Here is a 23,201-nt window from a genome sequence, read left to right on the forward strand (position 1 = left end):
GGGCCGGTGACGTCAGGGGGCCGACGTGCTGTGGGTGTCCTGGGGCGGGGCGTCGTCCCCGGAGGTGGCGAGCCAGGCGCCGACGCCCACCGCGGCGGCCAGCACCGCACCGGCCACGCCCAGCGTCACCCGGCGCCGCCGGGCCGCCGCCTTGTGCCGGGCCGAGCCGGGCCGCGGCGCCCCGGACGCCCTCGGGGCCCTCGCGGTGCCGCGGGCGCCGCCCGCCAGCTCGTCCGGCCCCGGCACCCGCATCGACGTGTGGGTGTCCCGGTTGGAGTCCGGCTTGGCGCCCGGCACCAGGGAGACGGCCCCGCGGCGCCGGGTCCGCTGCTCCTCGGCGGCCGGGGCGGCGGACGTCTCCTCGGCGGCCTCCTCCGGCTGCGCCTCGCTCTCCGGTTCGTCGACGTCCAGCGGCGGCATGCCCGCCAGCGTCGGCAGCTGCTCGCGCAGCCGCGCGCCCAGCTCGGAGGCGCGCAGCCGGGAGGCCGGCGCCTTGGCCAGGCACTGCACGAGCAGCTGCCAGAGCTCCTCGGGGATGCCGGGCAGGGGGACGACGGTCTCGGTCACGTGCCGGCGCAGGACGGCGCCGGGGTGGCCGCCGCCGAACGGGGTGAAGCCCGCGAGGAGCTCGTACAGGACCGTCGCGAGGGCGTAGATGTCGACGGAGGCCCGGGGCGGCAGGCCCTCGACGATCTCCGGTGCCAGGTAGTCCGGCGTCCCGATGATCTTCGTGGCGCGGGTCCGCTTCGGGGAGTCGATCAGCTTGGCCACGCCGAAGTCGGTCAGCAGGGCCGGGTGGGCGCCGCCGGGGCCGAGCGGGCCCTGCATGTCGAGCAGGACGTTCTCCGGCTTGACGTCCCGGTGGACGACGCCCGCCGCGTGCGCCGCGGCCAGTCCGTCGGCGACGTCCGCGACGATCGCCACTGCGGCCTCGGGCGACAGGCGCCGCTCGCGCTCCAGGCGGGTGCGCAGGTCGGTGCCGCGGACCAGGTCCATGACGAGGGCGAGGTCGTTGCCGTCGACGACGAGGTCGCGGACGGAGACCACGTGGGGGTGGTCGAGGCCCAGCAGGGCCGTGCGCTCCTGGACGAAGCGGCCCACCAGCTCCTCGTCGGACGCGAGGTCCTCACGCAGCAGCTTGATGGCGACGGGCCCGTCCGGCCCCTCGCCCAGCCACACCGTGCCGGCGCTGCCCCGCCCCAGGATCTGGTTGGCGGTGTACCGGCTGCCGATCTTCCGTGCCAAGGCTGCTCCTACAGACGCGTGTTGCCGATAAAAGTACGCGTCCGAAGAGCCAACCTTCACCAGGGAGGCGGAAATCACCCGCCGGATGTCGACAAATAACCAAACTCGCGGTCAGTTGCCGGCGCCCACGCTGTCGAAGAAGTCGCCGACCGCCTTCGACCAGTCCTTCAGCTGCTGCCAGTAGCCCCGGCCCTCGCCGACCCAGGTGTGCAGCGGGGTCAGGTCCCAGATCAGCCAGCCCGCGACGAACAGGATGACGACCATGAACAGGCAGCCCTTGAGGCAGCCGAGCCCGGGGATCTTCATCGGGTTGGCGCTGCGCTGCCGCGGCTCGCGCGGGGCCCGCTGCGGCTCGGCGGGGGCGGCCGGGGGCGCGTAGCGCTGCTGCGGGCGCTGGGGCTGCTGCTGCGGTGCGTACTGCTGCGGCTGGTGCCCGTACCCGGCGGGCTGCTGCCGGCCGTATCCGCCGTCCTGCTGCCCGCGCGGCTGCGGCCGGCGCACCGGCTGCTGCTGCGGGGCCTGGCGCGGCTGGTCCTGCGGCCGGGCCACCTGGCGCTGCGGGCGGCGGCGCAGCGGGTCCTCGTTCGGGTCGAGGTACTGGATCTGCGTCTGCTCGTTGCGGTCGCGGGCCGCGCGGAGCTGGGTCTGCCAGGGGTGCGGCTGCTCCGGCTGCGGCTGCCCCTGCGGCACGGGGGGCATGACGGCCGTCGGGTCGGGGGCGCCGGTGTTGGGCAGCACGGCGGTCGGGTCGGCGGCGCCCGCCGGTCCGCCGGTGTGCGGGAGGAAGCTGGTCACCGCGTTCGGGTCGTACGAACCGCCGGGGCCGCCGGTGTTCGGCAGCACCTGGGTGGGGTCGGCCGATCCCGGCACGGCGGTCGGCGCCGGGTCGGGGGCCAGCAGCGCGCCGACTCCCTCGGCGGCGGCGATCTGCGCGGAGTTCGCGTGCACGCCGATGCCCTCGGCGACGACCCGCAGGCCGCGGGCGAGGTTCTCGGCGCTGGGCCGGTCGTCGGGGTTCTTGCGCAGGCAGCGCTCTATGAGCGTCCACAGCGGGTCGGGGACGGTGGACGGTCGGCGCGGCTCGGCGCTGAGGTGCTGGTGGAGGACTTCGAGGGCGCTGCCGCCGGAGAACGGCGGACGGCCGGTGACCAGCTCGTACAGCAGGATGCCGGCGCCGTAGACGTCGACGGCGGAGGTCTGCGGGCGGCCCTCGGCGGACTCCGGCGCCACGTACGCGGGCGTGCCGACGAACTCGTGGGTGCGGGTCAGGCCCGGGGAGTCGGCGAGCCGGGCGATGCCGAAGTCGGTCAGCAGCGGGTGCATCCGGCCGTCGTACTGCTGGAGCAGCACGTTGGCGGGCTTCAGGTCGCGGTGCACGACGCCGTCGGCGTGGCTGGCGGCGAGCGCGTCGGCGATCTGCGCGGTCAGCAGCGCGGCGGCGACCGGCGTGAAGGGGCCGTTCTCGCGCAGGTACCGGTGCAGGTCGGGGCCCTCGACGAGGTCCATGACCAGGGCCAGCAGGTCGCCCTCGACGACCAGGTCGCGGACCCGGACGATGTTCGGATGGGTCAGCCGGAGCAGCACGGAGCGCTCCCGCAGGAACCGCATCACGATGTCGGGGTCGCTCGCGAGCTCTTCCTTGAGGACCTTGATCGCGACGGTCTCGCCGGGCTGGCCGGGCACGGCCGCCTCGGCGCCCGCGGTCTCCCGCTGGCGGGCACGCCAGACGGTACCGGTGGCGCCGCGTCCGAGCGGCTCCTCCAGGAGGTACTTGCTGCCTACCGGCCGCACGTCATCCGCTCCCTGCTGCTTGCTGGTGTGTCCGGTTCTCGTGTCCGACCCACTCTAGTGCCGTGGCCCCGGACACCGGGCTGTCGTCCGGCTGTGCTTTCCCTCGCCCGGCGCGCGGTCGACGAGTGTTCCGGACGTATCCCCATACGTTGGCGTTCCCGCACTTGTTCGATGAAAGACGCTCGCTTCGGTCCGTCGGTTGCCGGGACGGGACGTGACCGATCTCAAGTGATCGTCCGCGCAGTATCGGTCAGGCACTTTTGGGGGCAGAGCTGACCAATCAAGATCACTTACCATCGGGACGTGGGCGTGTTGTCAGTGGCAGGTGCGAGGATGCGTGCGACAGCAGAACTGGCCGACGTGCTCGTGGCGGTGGGGGGAATTCCGCGCCCGCGCAGAAGGGACCGCTGACGGCGATGCAGATCCGGCTGACCGTCGTAGACCCGCTGGGCCCTGCCGCGCAGCGGGGCCGGACCGTGAGCCGGGACGTGCTGGTGACGGCCCCCGCGGGCACGGATCTGGCGGCGGTGGCCTCCGCGCTGGCCTCGGCGGTCACCGGTGACGGCGGCGTGGGCGGCCGGGAGTCCGGCGGCGCCCCGGTCGTGCTGTACGCGGGAGCGGAGCGGCTGGACGCCCGCCATCGGATCCTCGGCGAGCCCCCGCTGGTCGACGGCGCCGTGCTGGCCCTGGGCGCGCCCGCGGCCCCCGAACCGCATCCCGAGCTGGACGACGCCCCGGCCCAGCTGCGCGTGATCGCCGGTCCTGACGCGGGCGGGGTGCACCTCCTGCACGGCGGCCGGATCACCGTCGGCCGTTCCGCCGACGCCGACGTCCCGCTCGACGACCCGGACGTCTCCCGCCTGCACTGCGCGGTCACGGTCGGCGCCGACGGCCACGTCCTGGTCGCCGACCTGAACTCGACGAACGGCACGGCCCTGGACGGCACCCGGGTCACCGACCGCCCGGTCCGGCTCGTCCCGGGAGCGCTCCTGCGCATCGGGGAATCGGCCCTGCGGCTTACGCCGTCCGGCGGACCGGGGGCCCGGGTGGAGACCGCACCGGACGGGGAGGGCTGCGTCCGGGTGCTCCTGGACGACCTGGACCCGGACGACCCGGGCGGCGGTCCCGCGGGCTCCGTGCACCCGGCGGCACCCGGCGGTCCGGCCGGCCGCACCCACCACGGCTACGGCACGGCGGGCTGGGGCGCCGCGGGCCCGGCGGCGGGCCGGCCGCACGCGCCCGCGGAGCCGCACGTGGTGCCCGCGCAGGGCGAGGCACCGCGGATCGAGAGCCACGGCGGGCTGCCCGCCGCCGCCCGCGGCACGGCGGCCGGAGCGGGCCGGGACGGCGGGCCGCGGGCCGGTACCGGGCCCGCGTCCGCCTCGGCGGCGGGACCGGGGCAGGAGCCGTTCCCGGCGGCCGGACCCGGCCGGTACGACACCTCGCAGGCCGCCGGTCACGGCCGGCTGCCCGGCCCGCGCGACGGCTCCGAAGCCGCACGGCACCCCGGCGACCCGCGGCACCCCACGGACCACGCCCCCGGCCCGGCCGCACGCTCCGGCGACACCCACGCAGGCCGCGCCGGCGTTCTCGGCGGCCCCGGCGCGGCGGCGGACGGCGAGGCCTTTGAGGACCCCGCCGCCGGCCGCAAGGGCACCCCGCTCCGCGGCACCGACGCCCCCGCCCTGCCCGGCACCCGCAGACGCGGGCTCGGCGCCTGGGCACGGCGGCTGGCCGGCGGCCGCACCGAGCCGCTGCCGGACGCCGACGACGAGCCCGCCGCCGAGACCGGCACCACCGCGCCGGCCGAGCGTCCGGCCCAGCCGGAGACCTGGCCGGATCCGGCCGCCCTGCTGCTGACCGCGCTCGGCCCCGGCCCCCGCCTCTGGGAGCGCGGCCCCGGTCACCCGGAAGCGCTCACGGTCCGGCTCGGCACCGCGGACCGCCCCACGCTCGACGGCCCAGAACTGCTTCCCGCCGTGCCGGTCACCGCCGACCTGCGCGAGGCCGGTGCTCTCGGTCTCGCGGGCCCGCGCACCCGGCTCACCGGTCTCGCCCGCGCGGTCCTGGCCCAGCTCGCCGCGCTGCACTCCCCCGACCTGCTGGAGATCGTGCTGATCAGCGCGGACCGGTCCCGGCCCGTGGAGGAGCGCGCGGCGGAGTGGGCCTGGCTCGGCTGGCTGCCGCACGTGCGCCCCGGACACGGCCAGGACTGCCGGCTCCTGCTCGCCTACGACCGCGAGCAGGCCGCCGCCCGCGTGGAGGAGCTGCTCCGCCGGGTGGAGGACCTGTCGGCGCCCCGCCGGCCCGCCACCCCGTCCGACCGCCCGGACCTGTCCGGCGCGGGCACCGGCACCGCGGCCGCCGACGCCGCGCACCGCCCCTCCTGGGCCCGCGAAGGCCTCGACGCGCACGACGGCGGCTTCCCGGGGCCGTACACGGTCGTCGTGGTGGACGGCGATCCCGGCGGCTCCGCGCTGCGTGACGCGGTGGCGCGGCTGGCCGTCGCCGGGCCGCGCGCCGGAGTGCACGTGATCTGCCTGGCGGAGACGGCCCCCGCCTCGCCCACCTCACCGGTCGCCCGGACCTACGAGTCCGCGTGCGCGGTGACGCCGACGTTCCGGGAGTGCGGGGCCGTGGCCCTGCTCAGCGGGGACGTGGCGACGGCACTGCACCTGCTGCGGGTGGCCCGTACCGACGCGGCGGGCCCGCTCGGGCCCGGCACCCTGGCCGCGGTGGACGCGGTCTCCGCCGCCTGGGCCGAGCGGTTCGCGCGGGCTCTGGCACCGCTGCGCCCCGACGGCCCGGCCGGCGACCGGCACAGCCGGGTGGCCGCCCCGCTCCCGCAGTCCGCCCGTCTGCTCGACGAGTTGGGGCTGGCGCGGGCCACCCCGGCGTCGCTGATGGCCCGTTGGGCGGACGCCGCCGACGACGCCGAGTCGCTCGGCGGCCGGGCCCGGACGGTGCTCGGCGCCGGACCGCGCGGCCCGCTCGGCGCCGACCTGGTCGCCGAGGGACCGCACCTGCTGGTCGAGGGCCCGTCCGGCAGCGGCCGTACCGAGCTGCTGCGCGCGCTGGTCGCCTCGCTGGCCGCCGCCGAGCGTCCCGACCGGCTCGGGATCGTCCTGATCGACGGCCGCGACGGCGTCGGCACCGGGGCGGGCGCGGGTCTTAGCGAGGGCCTGCGGGTGTGCACCGACATACCGCACGTGACGACCCACCTGTCGGTCAACGACCCGGTGCGGATGCGGGAGCTGGCGCAGTCGCTGAGCGCGGAGCTGAAGCGGCGCTCGGAGCTGCTCGGCCGCTCCGACTTCGCCGAGTGGCACGCCCAGCGGGAGATCTCGGGCCGGATCGTCCCCCAGCGCGGCCGTCCCGCCGCCTCGGGTGCCGCCGACATCGAGGCACCGCCCAGCTCGACGATCCGGCTGCGCCCGTCGGCCGCAGCCGCCGCCCGCAGCCGCACCGAGGTGCCACCGCCGTTGCCGCGCCTGGTCGTCGTGGTCGACGACCTGGACGCGCTGGTCTCCCCCGCCCTCGGCTCACCGGGCCGGCCGGCCGCCGGTTCGGTGATGCGGGCGCTGGAGGCGGTGGCGAAGGAGGGCTACCGGCTCGGCGTCCACCTGATCGCGGCGTCCGGTGCGGGCGGCCGTACGGCGGAGACGGAACCGGCCCGGCGGGCCACCCTGCGCGTCACCCTGGACCCGCCGGCCGCGGGACCCGACGAACCGGCCCCGGGCCGCGGCCGTCTGACCTCACCGGACGGCCGGGTCACGGCCTTCCAGGCGGGCCGGGTCACCGGCCGCATCCCGCGCACGGCGACCCAGCGCCCCACGGTCGTCGCCCTCGACTGGCCCCGCATGGGCGACCCTCCGACCCGCCGCCCGGTGCGGGAGCTGGGCAACGGGCCCACGGACCTTGCCCTGTTGGCGAGCGCGGTGGAGCGGGCGGCGCGCGAGGTCTCGGCGGCGGAGGTGCCCTCCCTGCTGTGAGCGGCGGTGCCCCGGCCCGCTGATCACGAGGCCATCACGATCCCCGGCCCTCACCTGTAGGCACCCTTGCCGCACCGGCGGCCCCCGCGTACACCGGAGCGCACGGAACAGAGTTCCGACGTTCAACGAGGAACGACGAACGGGGAAGTGATGCGCGCCATGAGCAGCACCATCCGGACCGGCAGGGCCCTCACGACGCTCGCCGCCCTCCTCTCGGGAGCCCTCGTGCTCACCGCGTGCGGAGGAAGCGGCGACAAGAAGGACGACGACGGCTCCAAGGGCGGTGCCGGTACCCCCGGCTCCACCCTCAGTCTCCCGAAACTGGACGGCACCACACTGGAGGTGGCCGCCGTCTGGACCGGGCAGGAGCAGAAGAACTTCAAGCAGGTACTCGCGGAGTTCGAGAAGCGCACCGGCGCGAAGGTCACCTTCGTGCCCGCCCAGGACCCGATCATCAACTTCCTCGGCTCGAAGATCGCGGGCGGCCAGCCGCCGGACATCGCGCTGCTGCCGCAGCCCGGAGCGATCAAGCAGGCCGTGCAGAAGGGCTGGGCGAAACCGCTCGGCGCGGACGCGCTGAAGGAGGTGCGGAAGAACTACTCGCAGGGCTGGCAGGACATCGGCACGGTCGGCGGCAAGCAGTACGGCGTCTACTACAAGGCCGCCAACAAGTCGCTGATCTGGTACAACACCACGGTCTTCGAGAACGCGGGCGCCAAGGAACCCAAGAGCTGGCAGGACCTGCTGACGACCGCGCAGACGGTGTACGACTCGGGTGTCACGCCGTTCTCGGTCGGCGGCGCCGACGGCTGGACGCTGACCGACTGGTTCGAGAACGTCTACCTCTCCCAGGCGGGCCCGGAGAAGTACGACCAGCTCGCCCAGCACAAGATCAAGTGGACCGACCCGTCGGTGAAGCAGGCGCTGACCACGCTCGCCCAGATCTGGGGCAAGAAGGGGTACGTGGCGGGCGACGCCGACGGCGCGCTGCAGACGGAGTTCCCCGCCTCGGTCACCCAGACCTTCACCGGCGGCGACCAGCCGAAGGCGGGGATGGTCTACGAGGGCGACTTCGTGCAGGTCAACATCGGTGAGACCAAGGCGAAGGTGGGCACCGACGCCAAGGTGTTCCCGTTCCCGGCGGTCGGCTCCGCCGCGCCCGTGGTCTCCGGCGGTGACGCGGCCGTCGTCTTCAAGGACTCCAAGGGCGCCCAGGCGCTCGCGACCTTCCTGGCCTCCCCGGACGCGGCGACGATCCAGGCGAAGCTCGGCGGCTACCTCTCGCCGAACAAGAGCGTGGCGAACTCGGCCTACCCGAACGAGGTGCAGCGCACGATCGCCAAGTCCCTGATCGCGTCCGGCGACGACTTCCGTTTCGACATGTCCGACCAGGCCCCGCAGGCGTTCGGCGGCACCCCGGGCAAGGGCGAGTGGAAGGACCTGCAGGACTTCCTGAAGAACCCGAAGGACGTGGCGGGCACGCAGGCCAAGCTGGAGAAGGACGCGGCGGCCGCCTACGGCAGCGGAAGCTGACCCGGCGATGGCCGCACCCGCGACGACGGCCCCCGCTCCACCGGGCCGCCGCAAGAGCGTGACCGGCACCCGCCGGACGGTGGCGTTCCTCTTCCTGCTGCCGGCCCTGGTGCTGCTGGGCGCGCTCGTGGTCTACCCGATCGGGTACTCGCTGATCCGCAGCTTCTACAACGCGAACGGCGACGGTTTCGCCGGCTTCGACAACTACAAGGCGATCTTCACGGACGACGGCATCAGGACCGCCCTGAAGAACAACATCATCTGGGTGGTGTTCGCGCCGACGCTCTCCACCGCCCTCGGTCTGGTCTTCGCGGTGCTGACCGAACGGATCCGCTGGGGCACGGCGTTCAAGCTGGTCGTCTTCATGCCGATGGCGATCTCGATGCTGGCCGCCGGGATCATCTTCCGGCTCGTCTACGACCAGGACCCGGACAAGGGCGTCGCCAACGCGGTCTGGGTCGGCGTCCACGACACTTTCGCCCGGTCCTCGGCGTTCCCGAACGCCCACCCGGGCCGGGAGTCGCCGCTCAAGCCCGACCAGGGCGGCTTCGTCACCACGGCGGCCGTCCACGCCGGGCAGCCCGTCTCCCTCCCGCTGGTCGGCGTCGCCCCCGACCAGATGCCCGACGGGGCGAAACCGGCCGTGGCGGCGGTGTCCGACCCGGGGAAGGTCACCGGCAGCACCTGGCAGGACTTCACGCGCGGCAAGGGCGTCGGCAGGCTCGGCGCCCCCGACCCGTCCGAACTCGGCTACGACGGCATGCGCGTCGAGGCGGTGAAGGACGGCACGGTGGTGGCGTCCGCCGAGGCGGCGGCCGACGGCACCTTCACGCTGCCCGCCGCCGCCGACGGGGCGGTGCTGCGGCTGCCCGCGAGCAACTTCAAGCAGCCCTACAACGGGGTCGACTGGCTCGGCCCGTCCCTGGTCACGCCCGCCATCATCGGGTCGTACATCTGGATGTGGGCCGGTTTCGCGATGGTGCTGATCGCGGCCGGGCTGGCCGGTGTGCCCCGGGAGCTGCTGGAGGCGGCGCGGGTGGACGGGGCGACCGAGTGGCAGGTGTTCCGCAAGGTCACCGTGCCGCTCCTCGCACCCGTCCTCGCGGTGGTCACGGTGACCCTGATGATCAACGTGCTGAAGGTGTTCGACCTCGTGTACATCATCGCGCCGGGCTCCTCGCAGGACGACGCGAACGTGCTCGCCCTGGAGCTGTACCGCAAGGGCTTCTCCGAGGGCCAGCCGGGCATCGCGAGCGCGATCGCGGTGTTCCTGCTGCTGCTCGTGATCCCGGTGATGTGGTTCAACGTCCGCAGGCTCAGGCGGGAGGAACGGCGATGAGCTGGCTGCTGGAGAAGATCAACGGCGGTCTGGTGCGGTTCTTCCTGATCGTCGTCGCGCTGTTCTGGCTGGTGCCGACGATCGGGCTGCTCGCCTCCTCGCTGCGCTCCCCGGAGGACATGAGCGCGAGTGGCTGGTGGCAGGTGTTCGCCAAGCCGTCCCAGCTCACCTTCGGGAGTTACCGCAACCTCCTGGAGAACGGCGACATCACCCATTCGCTGTGGAACACGGTCCTGATCACCGTCCCGGCGACCGTCCTGGTCGTGGTCATCGGGGCGCTGGCCGGGTACGCGTTCGCGTGGATGGAGTTCCCCGGCCGGGACTGGTGGTTCCTGACCGTGGTCAGCCTGCTGGTCGTGCCGGTCCAGGTCGCACTGATCCCGATCGCCGAACTCTTCGGCAAGATAGGGCTGTTCGGGACGATCCTCGGGGTGGTGCTCTTCCACGTCGGTTTCGGGCTGCCGTTCGCGGTGTTCCTGCTGCGGAACTTCTTCGCGGAGATCCCGCGGGAGCTGCTGGAGGCGGCCCGTCTGGACGGCGCCGGTGAACTGCGCCTGTTCACCCGGGTGGTGATGCCGCTGGGCGGGCCGGCCATCGCGAGCCTGGGCATCTTCCAGTTCCTGTGGGTGTGGAACGACATGCTGGTGGCGCTGGTGTTCACCAAGTCGGGCACCCAGCCGATCACGGTGGCGCTCCAGACCCAGGTCCGCCAGTTCGGCAACAACGTGGACGTCCTGGCGCCCGGCGCCTTCATCTCGATGGTGATCCCGCTGGCGGTGTTCTTCGCCTTCCAGCGGCAGTTCGTCACCGGGGTGATGGCGGGCGCGGTCAAATAAGCACACGGGAAGCGTCAGGGAAGGGCGGGCCGTCCACCGGCTCGCCCTTCGCCGTTCACGGAACGTAACCCGGATGACCTAGCGAACCGTAACCGGATCACTCCATTGGCCGTTCCCGGGCAGAACGCCCGCGCCGACCGTTGGATGCCCGTTGCCCAGGTTCAGTGTCATCGTCCCCGCGTACCGGGTCCAGGCGTACCTGTCCGAGTGCCTGGACTCGGTGCTCTCGCAGTCGTATCCCGATCTGGAACTGATCGTCGTCGACGACCGCTCGCCGGACGCCTGCGGCGCGATCATCGACGAGTACGCGGCCCGCGACGCCCGGGTGCGGCCCGTGCACCTGGCGGAGAACCGGGGCCTGGGGGGCGCCCGCAACGCCGGGATGGAGCTGGCGCGCGGCGACTACCTGCTCTTCCTGGACAGCGACGACACGCTGACCCCCGATGCGCTGCGGGCCGTCGCCGACCGGATCAAGGAGACCGGCGAGCCGGACGTGCTGGTCCACGACTACGCGCGGACCTTCTGGACCGGCCGTGCGGAACGCAACAAGCAGGCACGGCACCTGACCGAGGAGGGCCCGGCGCCCTTCACCCTCCGGGACCGGCCGGGTCTCCTGCGCGTGCTGATGGTGGCGTGGAACAAGGCGTACCGGCGGGAGTTCGTGGCCGAGCACGGCTTCGCCTTCCCGCCCGGCTACTACGAGGACACCCCGTGGACCTACCCGGTGCTGATGGCCGCCGGGACGATCGCGACCCTGGACCGGGTCTGCGTGCACTACCGGCAGCGGCGGCACGGCAGCATCCTCTCCACCGCCAGCCGCGGCCACTTCGACATCTTCGACCAGTACGACCGGGTCTTCGCCTTCCTCGACGAGCGGCCCGAACTGGCGCACTGGCGGCCGGTGCTGTTCCGGCGGATGATCGACCACCTCTCGACGGTGTTCACCCGGCGGGAGCGGCTGCCCCGCGGCAGCCGGGCCGAGTTCCTGCGCAGGGCCCGCGCGCACTACCGCCGGTACCGGACCGAGGGCGGCCCGCTCCCCTGGCGCACCCGGCTGCGGCACGGCCTGGTCCACTACGGCCTGCACCGCACCTACCACGCCCTCCAGCTGACGCAGGCCGCCGGCCGCCGCACGGCGAAGGCGGCCGTGAAGTCCGCCCGCGCCCTGCGCTCGGCCCTCCTCCAGCTGCACTACCGCATCCAGCTGCGGCTCCCGCTGCGCGCCGACCGCGCGGTCTTCGCCGCCTACTGGCACCGCGGCCACGCCTGCAACCCGGGCGCGCTGGAGGCGGCGTTCCGCGACCACGCCCCGCACATCCGCACCGCCTGGATCGCCCGTCCCGAGCACCAGCACACCGTGCCGCCGGGCCCGCGCCGGCTGCGTCCGGGCACCTTCGGCTACTGGACCGCGCTGGCCCGCTCCACGTACCTGGTCAACAACGTCAACTTCGACCGGCGGCTGCGCAAGCGCCCCGGCCAGGTGTTCGTGCAGACCCAGCACGGCACCCCGCTCAAGCACATGGGCCTGGACCTCCAGGAACACCCGGCGGCCGGCGCCGGCATGGACTTCGAGGAGCTGCTGCGCGGTGTCGGCAAGTGGGACTACCTGCTGTCCGCCAACCGCCACACCACCCTGACCTGGGAGCGCGTCTACCCCGGCCGCTACACCACCCTGGAGTACGGCAGTCCCCGCAACGACGTCTTCCAGCACGCCACGTCCGCCGACGTGATCCGGATCCGGGAGTCGCTGGGCGTCCCCGAGGGCGCCGTCGCCCTGCTGTACGCGCCCACCCACCGCGACTACCGGCGCACCCAGCGGCCCGCGCTCGACCTGGAGCGGATCGTGCGCCGGCTCGGTCCGCGCTTCGTGGTCCTGGCCCGCGCCCACTACTGGCACGGCGGCCCGCTCGCGGCCGGGGCCCGGGTGATCGACGTCAGCGACCACCCGAGCGTGGAGTCCCTGTGCCTGGCCTCGGACGCGCTGATCACCGACTACTCCTCCCTCATGTTCGACTACGCGAACCTGGACCGGCCGATCGTGGTGCACACCGAGGACTGGGACGCCTACCAGGCCTGCCGGGGCACCTACTTCGACCTGCGCGCCGCTCCGCCGGGCGCGGTCGCCCGCAGCGAGGACGAGCTGATCGACATCTTCGCGGACGGCCACTGGCGGGGTTCGCGCTCCGCGGAGCTGCGGGCCGCGTTCCGCGAGCGGTTCTGCCGGTACGACGACGGACGCGCCGCCGAGCGGGTCGTCCGGCACGTGGTGCTCGGCGAACGGGACGGCCTGCCGGAGTTCGTCCCGCTCGCCGAGCGGCGCCCCGTCCCGTCGGCGGCCTCGGAACGCACCGACTCCCCGTTGGCCACCGTTCCGCAACCTTCCGGCCATCTGCCCGTCACCGAGGGCCGCTGACCGCCGTTTGCCTTCCAGGGAGTTCCCTCATGCCCCCCAACACCTCGCGGCCCACTCCGTCGCGGCCGTCCACCTGGCGACCCGCGGGGAGGCCGGGCCGCATGGACACCTGAGAAAGAGCAGCATGCCCCGCTTCAGCATCATCGTCCCGTCCCACGGGGTCGCCGGCCGGCTGTCCCAGGCGCTGGACTCGGTCCTCGCCCAGTCCTTCGGCGACCTGGAGCTGATCCCGGTCTGCGACGGACCCGACGCCCCGGCCGCCGCGGTCGCCGCCGGGCACGCCGAGCGGGACTCCCGGGTGGCCCCGGTGCACTCACCGCCGTCCGCCGGGCTGAGCGGGGCCCGCAACGCCGGGATGCGGGCGGCCCGGGGCACCTACCTGCTGTTCCTGGACGGCGACGACGTGCTGGTGCCGGGCGCGCTGGCGCGGCTGGCGGCACGGCTGGCCGAGACCGGTGACGTCGACGTGCTGTATTTCGAGCACGAGCGGGTGCCCTGGTGGGAGGGCGAGCCGGCGAACCCGGCCGCGGCGCTGCTGGCGGGCGCTCCGCGGGGCGCCTTCGCCCCGGCCGAGGCGCCCGCGCTGACCGGGGTGGCGCTGCCGGCGTGGAGCGCCGTCTGGCGCCGCGCCTTTGTCACCGACGCCCGGCTGAAGTTCCCCGCCGGCCACTTCACGGACGTCGGCTGGAGCGGACCGGCCGGCATCGCCGCCGAACGCCTCGCGGTGCTGCGGTCGGTGGCCGTACGGCACCGGCTGCGCCGGCAGGGCGGCCGGCTGAACCTGCCGGGCGCGCACCAGCACGAACTCCTCGACCAGGTCGAGCTGGTGCTGACGCGTGCGCGCGCCGCCGGGCTCCCGGAGAACCGGGCGCGGCCGCTGTTCGGGCAGCTCTTCGAGGCCGTGCTGAGGACGGCCGCGCGGCCGCGGCGGCTGCCGTCCGGGCACCGGGCGTTCTTCCGGCGGGCGGGCTCCCTGTACCGCGCCCACCGCCCGGCCGGGTTCCGGACGCCGGGCGGGAGCCTCGGGGTGCAGCACCGGCTCCTGGCGGCCGGCGCGTACACCGCGTTCCGGGCGCTGCGCGGGGCGAACCGGGCCGCCGGACGGCTGCCCCGGCCCCGGCTGCCGCTCACCCGGCTGCGCTACGCCCTCGACCTGCGCCGCCCGCTGGACGAGAACCTCGCCGTGTTCTGCGCCTACTGGGGCCGCGGCTACACCTGCAACCCGGCCGCCATCCACGCCGCGGCCCGCCAGCTCGCCCCGTGGCTGCGCTCGGTGTTCCTGGTCGAGGCCGGCCAGGAGCACGCCGTGCCCGAGGACGTGGAGTACGCGGTGATCGGCAGCCGCCGCTACTGGCAGCTGCTGGCCCGCGCCAAGTACCTGGTGAACAACGCCAACTTCGCCGAAGGGGTCGTGAAACGGCCCGGCAGCGTGCACCTGCAGACCCAGCACGGCACCCCGCTGAAGAAGATGGGCGTCGACCAGTCGACGTACCCGGTGGTCGCGGCACGCACCGGCAGCTTCGCCAGGCTGCTCGGCCGGGTGGACCGCTGGGACTACAACCTGTCCGCCAACCGCCACTCCACCCAGACCTGGGAGCGCGCCTTCCCCGGCTCGTACGAGGCGCTGGAGTACGGCTATCCGCGCAACGACGTCTACTACGCGGCGTCCCCGCACGACGTGGTCCGGGCCCGCCGCGCCCTGGGCGTTCCGGACGGCACGACGGCCGTGCTGTACGCCCCCACCCACCGCGACCACCGCACCGGCTTCGAACCCGCCCTCGACCTGGAGGCGTTCTGCGAGGAGGCCGGCGAGGACGTCGTCGTCCTGCTGCGCGCGCACTACTTCTACGACCAGGGGGTCCCCGCGGGCAGCGGCCGGGTCATCGATGTGACCGCGCACCGCTCCGCCGAGGACGTGTGCCTCGCGGCGGACGCGCTGATCACCGACTACTCCTCCATCATGTTCGACTACGCCAACCTGGACCGGCCGATCGTCGTGTACGCCGACGACTGGGAGGTCTACCGGGAGACCAGGGGCGTCTGCTTCGACCTGATGGCCGAGCCGCCGGGCCCGGTCGCCCGCACCCCCAAGGAGCTGGCCCGGATCTTCCGCGAGGGCGCGTACCGGAGCCCGGAGTCCACCCGGCTGCGGGCCGCGTTCCGGGCCCGGTTCTGCGAGTTCGACGACGGTCTGGCCGCCGAGCGGGTCGTGCGCCGGATCTTCCTCGGCCAGCCGCCGGAGTCGCTGCCGCCGCTGATCCCCCTGGCAAAGCGGCTGCCCGCCCCGGCCGCCACCGTCTTCGTGAGGAGCTGACCGTGCCCCGATTCAGTCTGATCGTGCCCTGTCACCGGGTGCAGGGCTTCCTGCGCGAGTGCCTCGACTCGGTGCTGGACCAGTCCTTCCGCGACTTCGAGGTGATCGCGGTCGACGACCGGAGCCCGGACGGCAGCGGCGCGATCCTCGACGAGTACGCGGCCCGCGACCCGCGGGTACGGGTCCTGCACCTGCCCGAGAACGTGGGCCTGGGCCGCGCCCGCAACGCCGGACTCCCGCACGCCGGCGGCGACTTCCTGCTCTTCCTGGACAGCGACGACACCCTCACCCCGGGCGCGCTGCGCGCGGTCGCCGACCGGCTGGCGGAGACCGGCGACCCGGACGTCCTGGTCTTCGACTACGCGCGCACCTACTGGTGGGGCGGGACGCGGCGCAACGCCCTGGCGGAGGTGCTGAGCGCGACCGACGCCGTCTTCACGGCGGCCGAACACCCGGAGATCCTCGACCTGCTGATGGTGGTGTGGAACAAGGCCTACCGGCGTGACTTCGTCACGGAGAACGGCTTCCGGTTCCCGCCGGGCTACTACGAGGACACCCCGTGGACCTTCCCGGTCATGCTGGGCGCCGGCCGGATCGCCACCCTGGACCGGATCTGCCTGAACTACCGCCAGCGCCGCCAGGGCAACATCCTCTCCACCACCAGCCGCAAGCACTTCGACGTCCACGACCAGTACCGCAGGGTCTTCGCGTACGTCGACTCCCACCCCGAACTGGCCGGCTGGCGGCCGTACCTGCACCGGAAGATGGGCGAGCACTGCCTGGACATCCTCGCCAAGCCGGACCGGCTGCCGCCCGCCGCCAAGGGCGAGTTCTTCCGGCGCACGGCCGAGCTGTACCGCGCCTGGCGGCCGGAGGGCGCCGCCCTCGGGGTGCTCGGCGGTTCGTACGCGTCCTACCGGCTGCGGCAGCAGGCCGGGCGGCTGGGCCGGGAGGGCGGCCGGCAGGCGCTGCGGGTGCGCCGGGCGGCGGGCGCGCGGGCCCGGCGCGCGCTGCCCCGGCCGGGCGGGGCGCTCGACGAGCGGCTGGTGCTGTACTCGGCGGCCTCGCACCAGGGCCTGCGGGGCGACCCGGCGGCCGTCTACCGCAGGGCCCGGGAGATCGCGCCGGAGCTGCGCGGTGTCTGGGTGGTCAAGGACGCCGAGGTGGCGGCGGGGCTGCCCGGCGACGTGGAGCACGTGCTGCTGGACTCACCGCAGTACCGGCGGCTGGCCGCCCGCGCGAAGTTCTTCGTGAACGACGTCAACTGGCCCGGCGCGCTGGTCAAACGGCCGGGCAGCGTGCACGTGCACACCCATCGCGGCACCCCGCTGAAGTACCTGGGCGCCGACCTGCTGGACCGGCCCGGCGCCCGGCTCGGCCTGGACGTGCCGCAGATGCTGCGCCGGGCCGACCGGTGGGACCACAGCCTGGTCGCCAACCGCCACTCCGAGCTGGTGTGGGAGCGGGCCTACCCCTGCCACTTCGGCTCCGTTCGCACGGGCAGCCCGCGCAACGACGTCCTGGTCGCGGGCGGCCCGACGGACTTCCGCGACCGGTACGGCATTCCCGCCGGTCACACGGTCGTCCTCTACGCCCCGACCCGCCGGGACTACGTCCGGGGCGGCCATGTGGAGCGGATCGACCTGGCCCGGTTCGCCGCCGACCTCGGCGCGGACCACACCCTGGTGGTCCGGCTGCATCCGGCGCTGGCGACCGGTCCGGCGCGCGGGATGGGCCTGGCCGAGCTGCACCGGCGCGGGATCGTGGTCGACGCGACCGGCGAACCGGACGTGGAGCGGGTGCTGCTGGCGGCGGACGTGCTGGTCACCGACTACTCCTCCGTCCTGTTCGACTACGCCAACCTGGACCGGCCGATCGTCGTGCACGCCGACGACTGGGCCGCGTACACCGCGAGCCGGGGCACCTACCTCGACATCACCGCCGAGGCGCCGGGTCATGTGTCCCGCTCCTACGAGGAGCTGGCGCGGCTCTTCGCCTCGGGCGGCTGGCGGGACGAGGAGTCGGCGCGGCTGCGGGCGGTCTTCCGGGCGCGTTTCTGCGAGTTCGACGACGGCCGGGCCGCCGAACGGGTCGTCCGGACGCTGCTGCTCGGTGAGCCGATGCCGGCCGCCGCCGTGCGGGTGCCGGAACCGGCCGCGGGCCGCGATCTGCTGGCGTCGACGTGAGACCGCGCACCTGGGTGCTGGTGCTGGCCGCCGTCTTCGCGGTGCTGCAACTGGCCAACGTCACCGGCCGGGACACTCCCGACTCCAAGAACTACGTGTCGTACGCGCTGTCCCTCGGCGGTGCCCAGCCACGGGAGGCGGCGGTCCGCACGATCGCGTGGGTGTGCGCCGGGCAGGCGTCGAAGGCGGCGCGCGCGCAGAGCGTGGACGTCGTGCGCTTCCACGCGCCGAGCCCGGCGGGACGGGTGGCCGCGCAGTGCCGGCGGGACGAACTGCGGCGCGTGGAGCGCCGGTCGGCGGCCGGCCGGACGGGCGGGCACGTCGTGCCGTTCGTCGGGGCCCGGCTGCGGGCCATCTTCGAGGTGCGGCCCGGCTATCCGGTGTTCCTGGTGCCGTTCGTGACCGTGTTCGGGGTGACCTGGGGGGTGTGGCTGGCGAGCGTGCTGGTCACGGTCGCGGGCGGGGTGCTGGTCTTCCTGGTGCTGCGGACGCTGCCGGTGCCGGTGCCGCTCGCGCTGACCGGGCAGGCCCTGTACTACCTGCTGCCGGTGGGGACGACGGCGATGCGGCCGATGACCGAGGGCCTGATGCTGGCGCTGACCCTGACGGCGGTGTGGGGCTGCGCGCTGGCCCTCACCGGCCGGGCGGGGACCGTGCGGGCCGGGACGGTGCTGGTGGCGGGGGCGCTGGCGGCGCTGTTCGCCGTGAAGCACGCGCAGGCGCTGTTCCTCGGGGGGTGCCTGGCCGGGGCCGGAGCGGCGGTGGCCCTCGCGCGGCGGCGGCGCGGGCGGGCGGCCGGGCCCGGGGTGGTGGCGGTCGCCGCGGTGGGCGGGGCGGCGGTGGCCGGCACGCTGCTGCTGGCCCGGCTGCTGCACTATCCCTCCGAGGCGGAGAGCATGCAGGACCTGCTGACGGGCCACTACGCCCACCCGGACCGGGTCCGGCCCTGGCCGGAGTTCCTCCATCTGGAGTGGGACTTCTGGGTGGAGTGGCTGCGCCGGCAGTTGCTGTCCCCGGTGTTCCCGGCGGCGCTGGCGGCCGGGGCGTGGGGCGCGCGGCGGCGGCCGGCGTTCGGGGCGTTCCTGCTGGCGGCGGCGGGCACCGGGATCCTGACCCAGGCGGGGCATCCGGACATCGCGATCGGCGGCGACCGGCTGATCGTACTGGCCTGGCTGCTGCCGGTGGTGGGGGTGCCGCTGCTCCTCGACGCACTGCTGTCCCGGGTGGCTCCGGTTCCGGCACAGGGGTCACTCGATGAGGTGAGCGGTGCGGGTCTGCCGGAAGCTCACTCGATGAGGTGACGGGCGGCCGCGCGGCCGGGACGGCCGTGCGGCGCGCGGGAACACTCGGCAAATGGTCCGCCCTGTCCGTTCTCTCCGGTGAGCACCGGCGCCCTGGTCCGGCGCGCCGCGCGCGGCTCCACCGCCCTGCGCGGCGGCCGGGTCCGCAGACTCACCCCGTACCAGGTCTTCGGCCTGCTGTTCTGGCTGGTGATGACCCTGGCGTACTGGCGGGTGCCGCCGTGCTGCGAGGCCGGACTGCACGCGGCGGCGGTGGAGGGGCTGCGGTCGGGCCTGACGGACGCCGCCGTCTCGCCGTACGTGCTGGCGCAGGGCGTGCTGGCGCGGCTGACCGGGCTCAGCGGCTGGCAGCTGCTGCGGGTGTGCGGCCCGCTGAACCTGCTGGTGCTGCTGACCGGCCTCGGCCGCCTGGTCCGGGTCCTGACCCCGCGTCCCTGGGCGCCGGTGCTGGCGCTGGTCCTGATGTCCGTGCTGTGGGGCACCCGGCCGGGCTGGGGCGGCGGTTCGCCGGCCCTGCTGCCGCTGACCGGCGGTCTCGGCTACCCGTCCGCGTTCGCCCTCGGCCTCACCCTGTGGTGCTGGGCGCTGACCGGGGCGCGGGCCCGCGATCGGCGCCGGGTGCGCTACGTCGGCCCGAGCGGCCTGCGCAGTCTCTCCGGATACGCGGCGCTCGGGGTGCTGTACGGGGTGGTGGCGCTGGTCGACCCGCTGCTCGGTGCGGCGGCCGCGGCCGGGGCGGTGGCGTTCGTTGCGGGGTGGCAGCGCGGCTGGGCGGGTGCCGTGCGGGGGCGGTGGGGGCTGATGGGCGCGGTGGCGGCCGCGGTGTTCGCGGTCGGGACGCACGCGCGCGTGCTGCCGCAGACCTACCCGGTGGACGGGGTGTACGGCGGGGTGGCGGGCCAGTGCTGGCTGGCGGTGCTGCTCGGGCTGCCGGCGCTGTGGCTCCGGGCCCGGGACACGGCCTGGCGTGATCCGCTCGTCCTGCTGTCCGTGCTGGCGGCGCTGCCGGCCGGGTACGGCGTCCGCCACGGCACCGGCGAGCTGCTGGGCGCGGCACTCCTGGCGCCGCAGTGCGCGCTGGCCGTGGAGCTGGCGGCCGGGCGGCCCTGGCCGGTCCGGCGGCGGGTGCTCGGCTGGGCCACGGCCGGCGGGGTCTGCCTGGGGTTCCTGACCGCGCAGGCGGGAGCGGTCGTACCGCGCTCGCTGGACCCGGTCGGCTTCGTCCAGCCGCCGCGCTGGCCGTCGTACGACTGGGCGGCCCGGCACATCGGCCCCGGTGAACCGGTGGTCACGGACGCCCCCTACGCCGTGCGACTGCTGCCCGGGTACGGCATCCGGCTGGCCGACGCGCACGACCACCGCTCCCGGGTGCGCTGGCTGCTGCTCACGCGGCGGGAGCGGCTGCCCGGGGACGCGGTGGTCGTGGACTGGAGCCGGCGGACCGGCGAGGTGCTCGCGCGGCTCACCGGGACACGGGACGTGCCGGCGGCCGCCGGGCCCGCTACTCGACGATGAGCTCGACCGGGATGTTGCCGCGGGTGGCCTTGGAGTAGGGGCAGAACGCGTGGGCCTGGTGGACGAGCTTCTCGCCGGTCTCGTTGGCGAGCTCCTCGGGGAGTTCGACGCGCAGGGTGACCTTGAGCGCGAAGCCGCCGTCGGCCTCGTCCTTGCCGATGCCGACCTCGGCGGTGACGGAGATCTCGCCGGTGTCGACCTTGGCCTGGCGGCCGACGGCGCCGAGGGCGCTGGCGAAGCAGGCGGCGTAACCGGCGGCGAAGAGCTGCTCGGGGTTGGTGCCCTGGCCGTTGCCGCCGAGCGCCGGCGGGAACGCCAGCGCGAGGTCCAGCTGCCCGTCCGAGCTGACCGCCCGTCCCTCCCGGCCGGTGGCGGTGGCGGCTGCGGTGTAGAGCGCGTCCATGGAAGACCATCCCTCTCGAAGTCTGCTGCGTGGTCCGGCGGCTCCGTTCCTGCCGCCCTCACGACCACAAGTAGAGCACACAATTCAATTGTGCACAACTGAATGACTCGCGAGAGGTACCATCGGGTCATGACCGCGACGACCCCGGCCCCCGCCCCCGAGGCGGAGTGGCTGCACCTGGACCGCCAGATCTGCTTCTCCCTGCACGCCGCGTCCCGCGCCTTCGACAGCGTCTACCGCGTGCTCCTGAAGGACCTCCGGCTCACCTATCCGCAGTACCTGGTGATGCTGGTGCTGTGGGAGCACGGCGACCTGCCGGTCAAGAAGCTCGGCGAACACCTGCGCCTGGACTCCGGCACCCTGTCCCCCCTGCTCAAGCGCATGGAGACGGCGGGCCTGGTGCGCCGGGAGCGCAGCGCCCGCGACGAGCGCTCGGTGGAGGTACGGCTGACGGAGCAGGGCACCGCACTGCGGGAGCAGGCCTTCGAGGTACCGCGCCGGATCATGGCCGCGACCGGCTTCGACCTGGACGGGATCCGGGACCTGAAGGACCGTCTGGACCAGCTCACCGGCGCCCTGGACGCCGCGGCCGCGGCGGAGGGGGCGCGCTGAGACGCCCGCGGCCGGCCCGGGGCCGGGCCGCGGGGGTGGCGGCGCCGCCTCACCGGCCGGGCTGGGTCCCGCCCGCCGTGCCCCGGATCGGCCGCACGTACAGCCGCAGCGCCATCCGGTCGATCACCATCTCCTCGCGCAGCACGAACTGCTGGTTCAGCACGGCGAGTTTCGCGCGCTCCGTGGCGAGCCGCGGCCGGTACCCGCTGACCAGCGCGTACTTCTCCATGACCGCCCACACCTCGTCCGCCTTGGCCAGCCGCCGCCGCAGCGTCCCCGCGCCGACCTCACCGCCGTACAGCGTCCCGGACGCCGCGGCGGCCCGGGCGAGCGCCACGTCCCGCGTGCCCCGGAACGCGGCGGGATAGGCCAGCTCCGTGCCCCGTGCGTGGGACGGCAGGTAGAGCACGGGGTCACCGGGCCGCAGCACGCGCGCCGCGGCCGCCGCGACCGCGCCCAGGTCGTCGGGCCGGGTGCCCGGCACGCGGTCGTGGCGCAGCAGCGGCACCTGGTGGGCGAAGGCGAGGAGGACCGCCAGGACGCCGGCCACGGTCAGCGCGGGCGACCTGGCCGCGCCCGCCGCGCCGTGCGGCAGGAGCCGGCCGAGCAGACCCGCGGCCCGGTCCGCGCCGAGCGCCACCAGCAGCGGCGCCCCGGCGAGGGCGTACAGCACGTACCGGTCGACGTAGAGCGGCGTGAACTGGGAGGCCAGCATCAGCGCCACCGGCGGCAGCACCGCGAGCGGCAGCGCGACCGCCGCCAGGGTCAGTTCGCCGCGCCGGCCCACCAGCCGGGTCAGCCCCAGCAGGCCGAGCGCGAGGCACACCCAGTACACCCCGTCGCTCGGCCCGAGGTAGTCGCGCAGCAGGTCCTGCGCGGTCTCCAGGTCAGGCTCCCACAGCCACGCCAGCTGGGCCGACTGCGCGTGCGAGACGACGGCCATCGGAGCCAGCACCAGCGCCACCGCCCCGGCCGCGCAGCCCCAGCCCCGCCACACCCGTCCCGAGGACCGGGCCAGCGCCAGGGTCGCCGCGTGCGCGAGCAGCAGCAGGACGGCGAACTCGTGCAGCCAGCAGGTGACCGCGAGGACGGCGCCGTACCACCACCAGGCCCGCCGTCCGGCCGTGCCCTCCGCGTCCGCCGCCCGGACGAACAGCAGGGTCGCGCCGGTCGCGCCCGCGGCGACCAGGGCGTAGGAGCGGCCCTCCTGCGCGTAGTGCCCGACCAACGGCGTGACCGCGAACATCAGTCCGGCCCACAGGCCGACGCGCGGCCGGGCCAGCCGGATGCCGAGGGCGGCCACCAGACCTGCGGTGACGGCCGCCGCGCACACCGAGGGCAGCCGCAGGTCCACCTCGCCCGGCCGGCCGGGCGCGACGGCGAGGACGACGTGCATCAGCAGGTAGTACAGGCCGTGCACCGCGTCCACGCCGTGCAGCAGCCGCCAGATCTGCGGCACGGTGCGCCGGGCGACCTGGTAGGTGACGGCCTCGTCGCGCCACATGCCGCCGCGGTGCAGGCCCCAGAGGCCGACCGCGAGCATCACCGCGGCCGGGACGGCCACGGCGGCGGCGCGGCGCGCGCGGCCCGGCGGCCCGGCGGGCCGCCCCTCCGACGGCTTCGGCCGGCTCGACGGAGCCGGCCGGCCGGTTGCTGTCGTTCGCGTCGTCCGCGGATGCGCTTTTACGAGAGGCCCGATACTCACCACGGCCCGATCTTTT

14 protein-coding genes are annotated in these 23,201 nt (G+C 74.8%); 10 read left to right on the forward strand and 4 right to left on the reverse strand.

What is annotated here, in order from left to right; all coding sequences use genetic code 11:
• Window positions 1-12: 12 nt before the first annotated feature.
• Window positions 13-1,245: a serine/threonine-protein kinase gene (locus ACIQOE_RS06860; RefSeq protein ID WP_351941276.1), complete on the reverse strand. Its 1,233-nt coding sequence runs from the start codon at window positions 1,243-1,245 to the stop codon at window positions 13-15.
• 111 nt (window positions 1,246-1,356) lie between these two features.
• On the reverse strand, window positions 1,357-3,036 hold the full coding sequence (locus ACIQOE_RS06865; protein ID WP_401410013.1) for a serine/threonine-protein kinase: 1,680 nt from the start codon (window positions 3,034-3,036) through the stop codon (window positions 1,357-1,359).
• Window positions 3,037-3,452: 416 nt separating this feature from the next.
• Between ACIQOE_RS06865 and ACIQOE_RS06870 the strand changes: the two genes are divergently transcribed.
• The 9 genes from ACIQOE_RS06870 to ACIQOE_RS06910 all read left to right on the forward strand — a co-directional run bounded on the left by ACIQOE_RS06870 (window position 3,453) and on the right by ACIQOE_RS06910 (window position 20,465).
• Complete coding sequence (locus ACIQOE_RS06870) at window positions 3,453-7,028, forward strand: FHA domain-containing protein (protein WP_401410015.1); 3,576 nt, start codon at window positions 3,453-3,455, stop codon at window positions 7,026-7,028.
• Window positions 7,029-7,178: 150 nt separating this feature from the next.
• A complete protein-coding gene (locus tag ACIQOE_RS06875) occupies window positions 7,179-8,561 on the forward strand; it encodes an ABC transporter substrate-binding protein (protein WP_365560973.1) in 1,383 nt (460 codons plus the stop codon).
• A 7-nt stretch (window positions 8,562-8,568) separates the two neighbouring features.
• Window positions 8,569-9,900, forward strand: coding sequence for a carbohydrate ABC transporter permease (locus ACIQOE_RS06880; protein WP_401410018.1), 1,332 nt, complete (start codon window positions 8,569-8,571; stop codon window positions 9,898-9,900).
• Entirely contained in the window at window positions 9,897-10,736 is an 840-nt protein-coding gene (locus ACIQOE_RS06885; protein ID WP_351938784.1) for a carbohydrate ABC transporter permease, read from the forward strand. Before ACIQOE_RS06880 ends, ACIQOE_RS06885 begins: the two co-directional genes overlap by 4 nt.
• A gap of 151 nt (window positions 10,737-10,887) precedes the next feature.
• Window positions 10,888-13,149: a CDP-glycerol glycerophosphotransferase family protein gene (locus tag ACIQOE_RS06890; RefSeq protein WP_401410020.1), complete on the forward strand. Its 2,262-nt coding sequence runs from the start codon at window positions 10,888-10,890 to the stop codon at window positions 13,147-13,149.
• Between the two features lie 124 nt (window positions 13,150-13,273).
• The gene (locus ACIQOE_RS06895; RefSeq protein ID WP_401410022.1) at window positions 13,274-15,463 is read left to right on the forward strand and encodes a bifunctional glycosyltransferase family 2 protein/CDP-glycerol:glycerophosphate glycerophosphotransferase; all 2,190 of its coding nucleotides are present in this window, start codon (window positions 13,274-13,276) and stop codon (window positions 15,461-15,463) included.
• 2 nt (window positions 15,464-15,465) lie between these two features.
• Window positions 15,466-17,649, forward strand: a complete 2,184-nt coding sequence (locus ACIQOE_RS06900) for a CDP-glycerol glycerophosphotransferase family protein (protein WP_401410024.1) — start codon at window positions 15,466-15,468, stop codon at window positions 17,647-17,649.
• A complete protein-coding gene (locus tag ACIQOE_RS06905) occupies window positions 17,646-18,950 on the forward strand; it encodes a hypothetical protein (protein WP_401410026.1) in 1,305 nt (434 codons plus the stop codon). The genes ACIQOE_RS06900 and ACIQOE_RS06905 overlap by 4 nt, the downstream gene beginning before the upstream one ends.
• A 78-nt stretch (window positions 18,951-19,028) precedes the next feature.
• Window positions 19,029-20,465: a hypothetical protein gene (locus ACIQOE_RS06910; protein WP_401410028.1), complete on the forward strand. Its 1,437-nt coding sequence runs from the start codon at window positions 19,029-19,031 to the stop codon at window positions 20,463-20,465.
• Here the strand turns inward: ACIQOE_RS06910 and ACIQOE_RS06915 are convergent.
• Complete coding sequence (locus tag ACIQOE_RS06915) at window positions 20,452-20,868, reverse strand: organic hydroperoxide resistance protein (RefSeq protein WP_351322882.1); 417 nt, start codon at window positions 20,866-20,868, stop codon at window positions 20,452-20,454. The genes ACIQOE_RS06910 and ACIQOE_RS06915 overlap by 14 nt on opposite strands.
• 129 nt (window positions 20,869-20,997) lie before the next feature.
• Here ACIQOE_RS06915 and ACIQOE_RS06920 point away from each other — a divergent pair, with 129 nt between their 5' ends.
• A complete protein-coding gene (locus ACIQOE_RS06920) occupies window positions 20,998-21,480 on the forward strand; it encodes a MarR family winged helix-turn-helix transcriptional regulator (RefSeq protein ID WP_401410030.1) in 483 nt (160 codons plus the stop codon).
• Between the two features lie 49 nt (window positions 21,481-21,529).
• On the opposite strand, the gene ACIQOE_RS06925 is transcribed toward ACIQOE_RS06920, so the two are convergent.
• Window positions 21,530-23,044 (reverse strand): glycosyltransferase family 39 protein, encoded by a 1,515-nt coding sequence (locus ACIQOE_RS06925; RefSeq protein ID WP_365560953.1) that lies wholly within the window; start codon window positions 23,042-23,044, stop codon window positions 21,530-21,532.
• Window positions 23,045-23,201: the final 157 nt, after the last annotated feature.

Origin of the sequence: Streptomyces sp. NPDC091282, assembly GCF_044757385.1 — a bacterium.
GTDB classification, from domain to species: Bacteria; Actinomycetota; Actinomycetes; order Streptomycetales; family Streptomycetaceae; genus Streptomyces; species Streptomyces gramineus.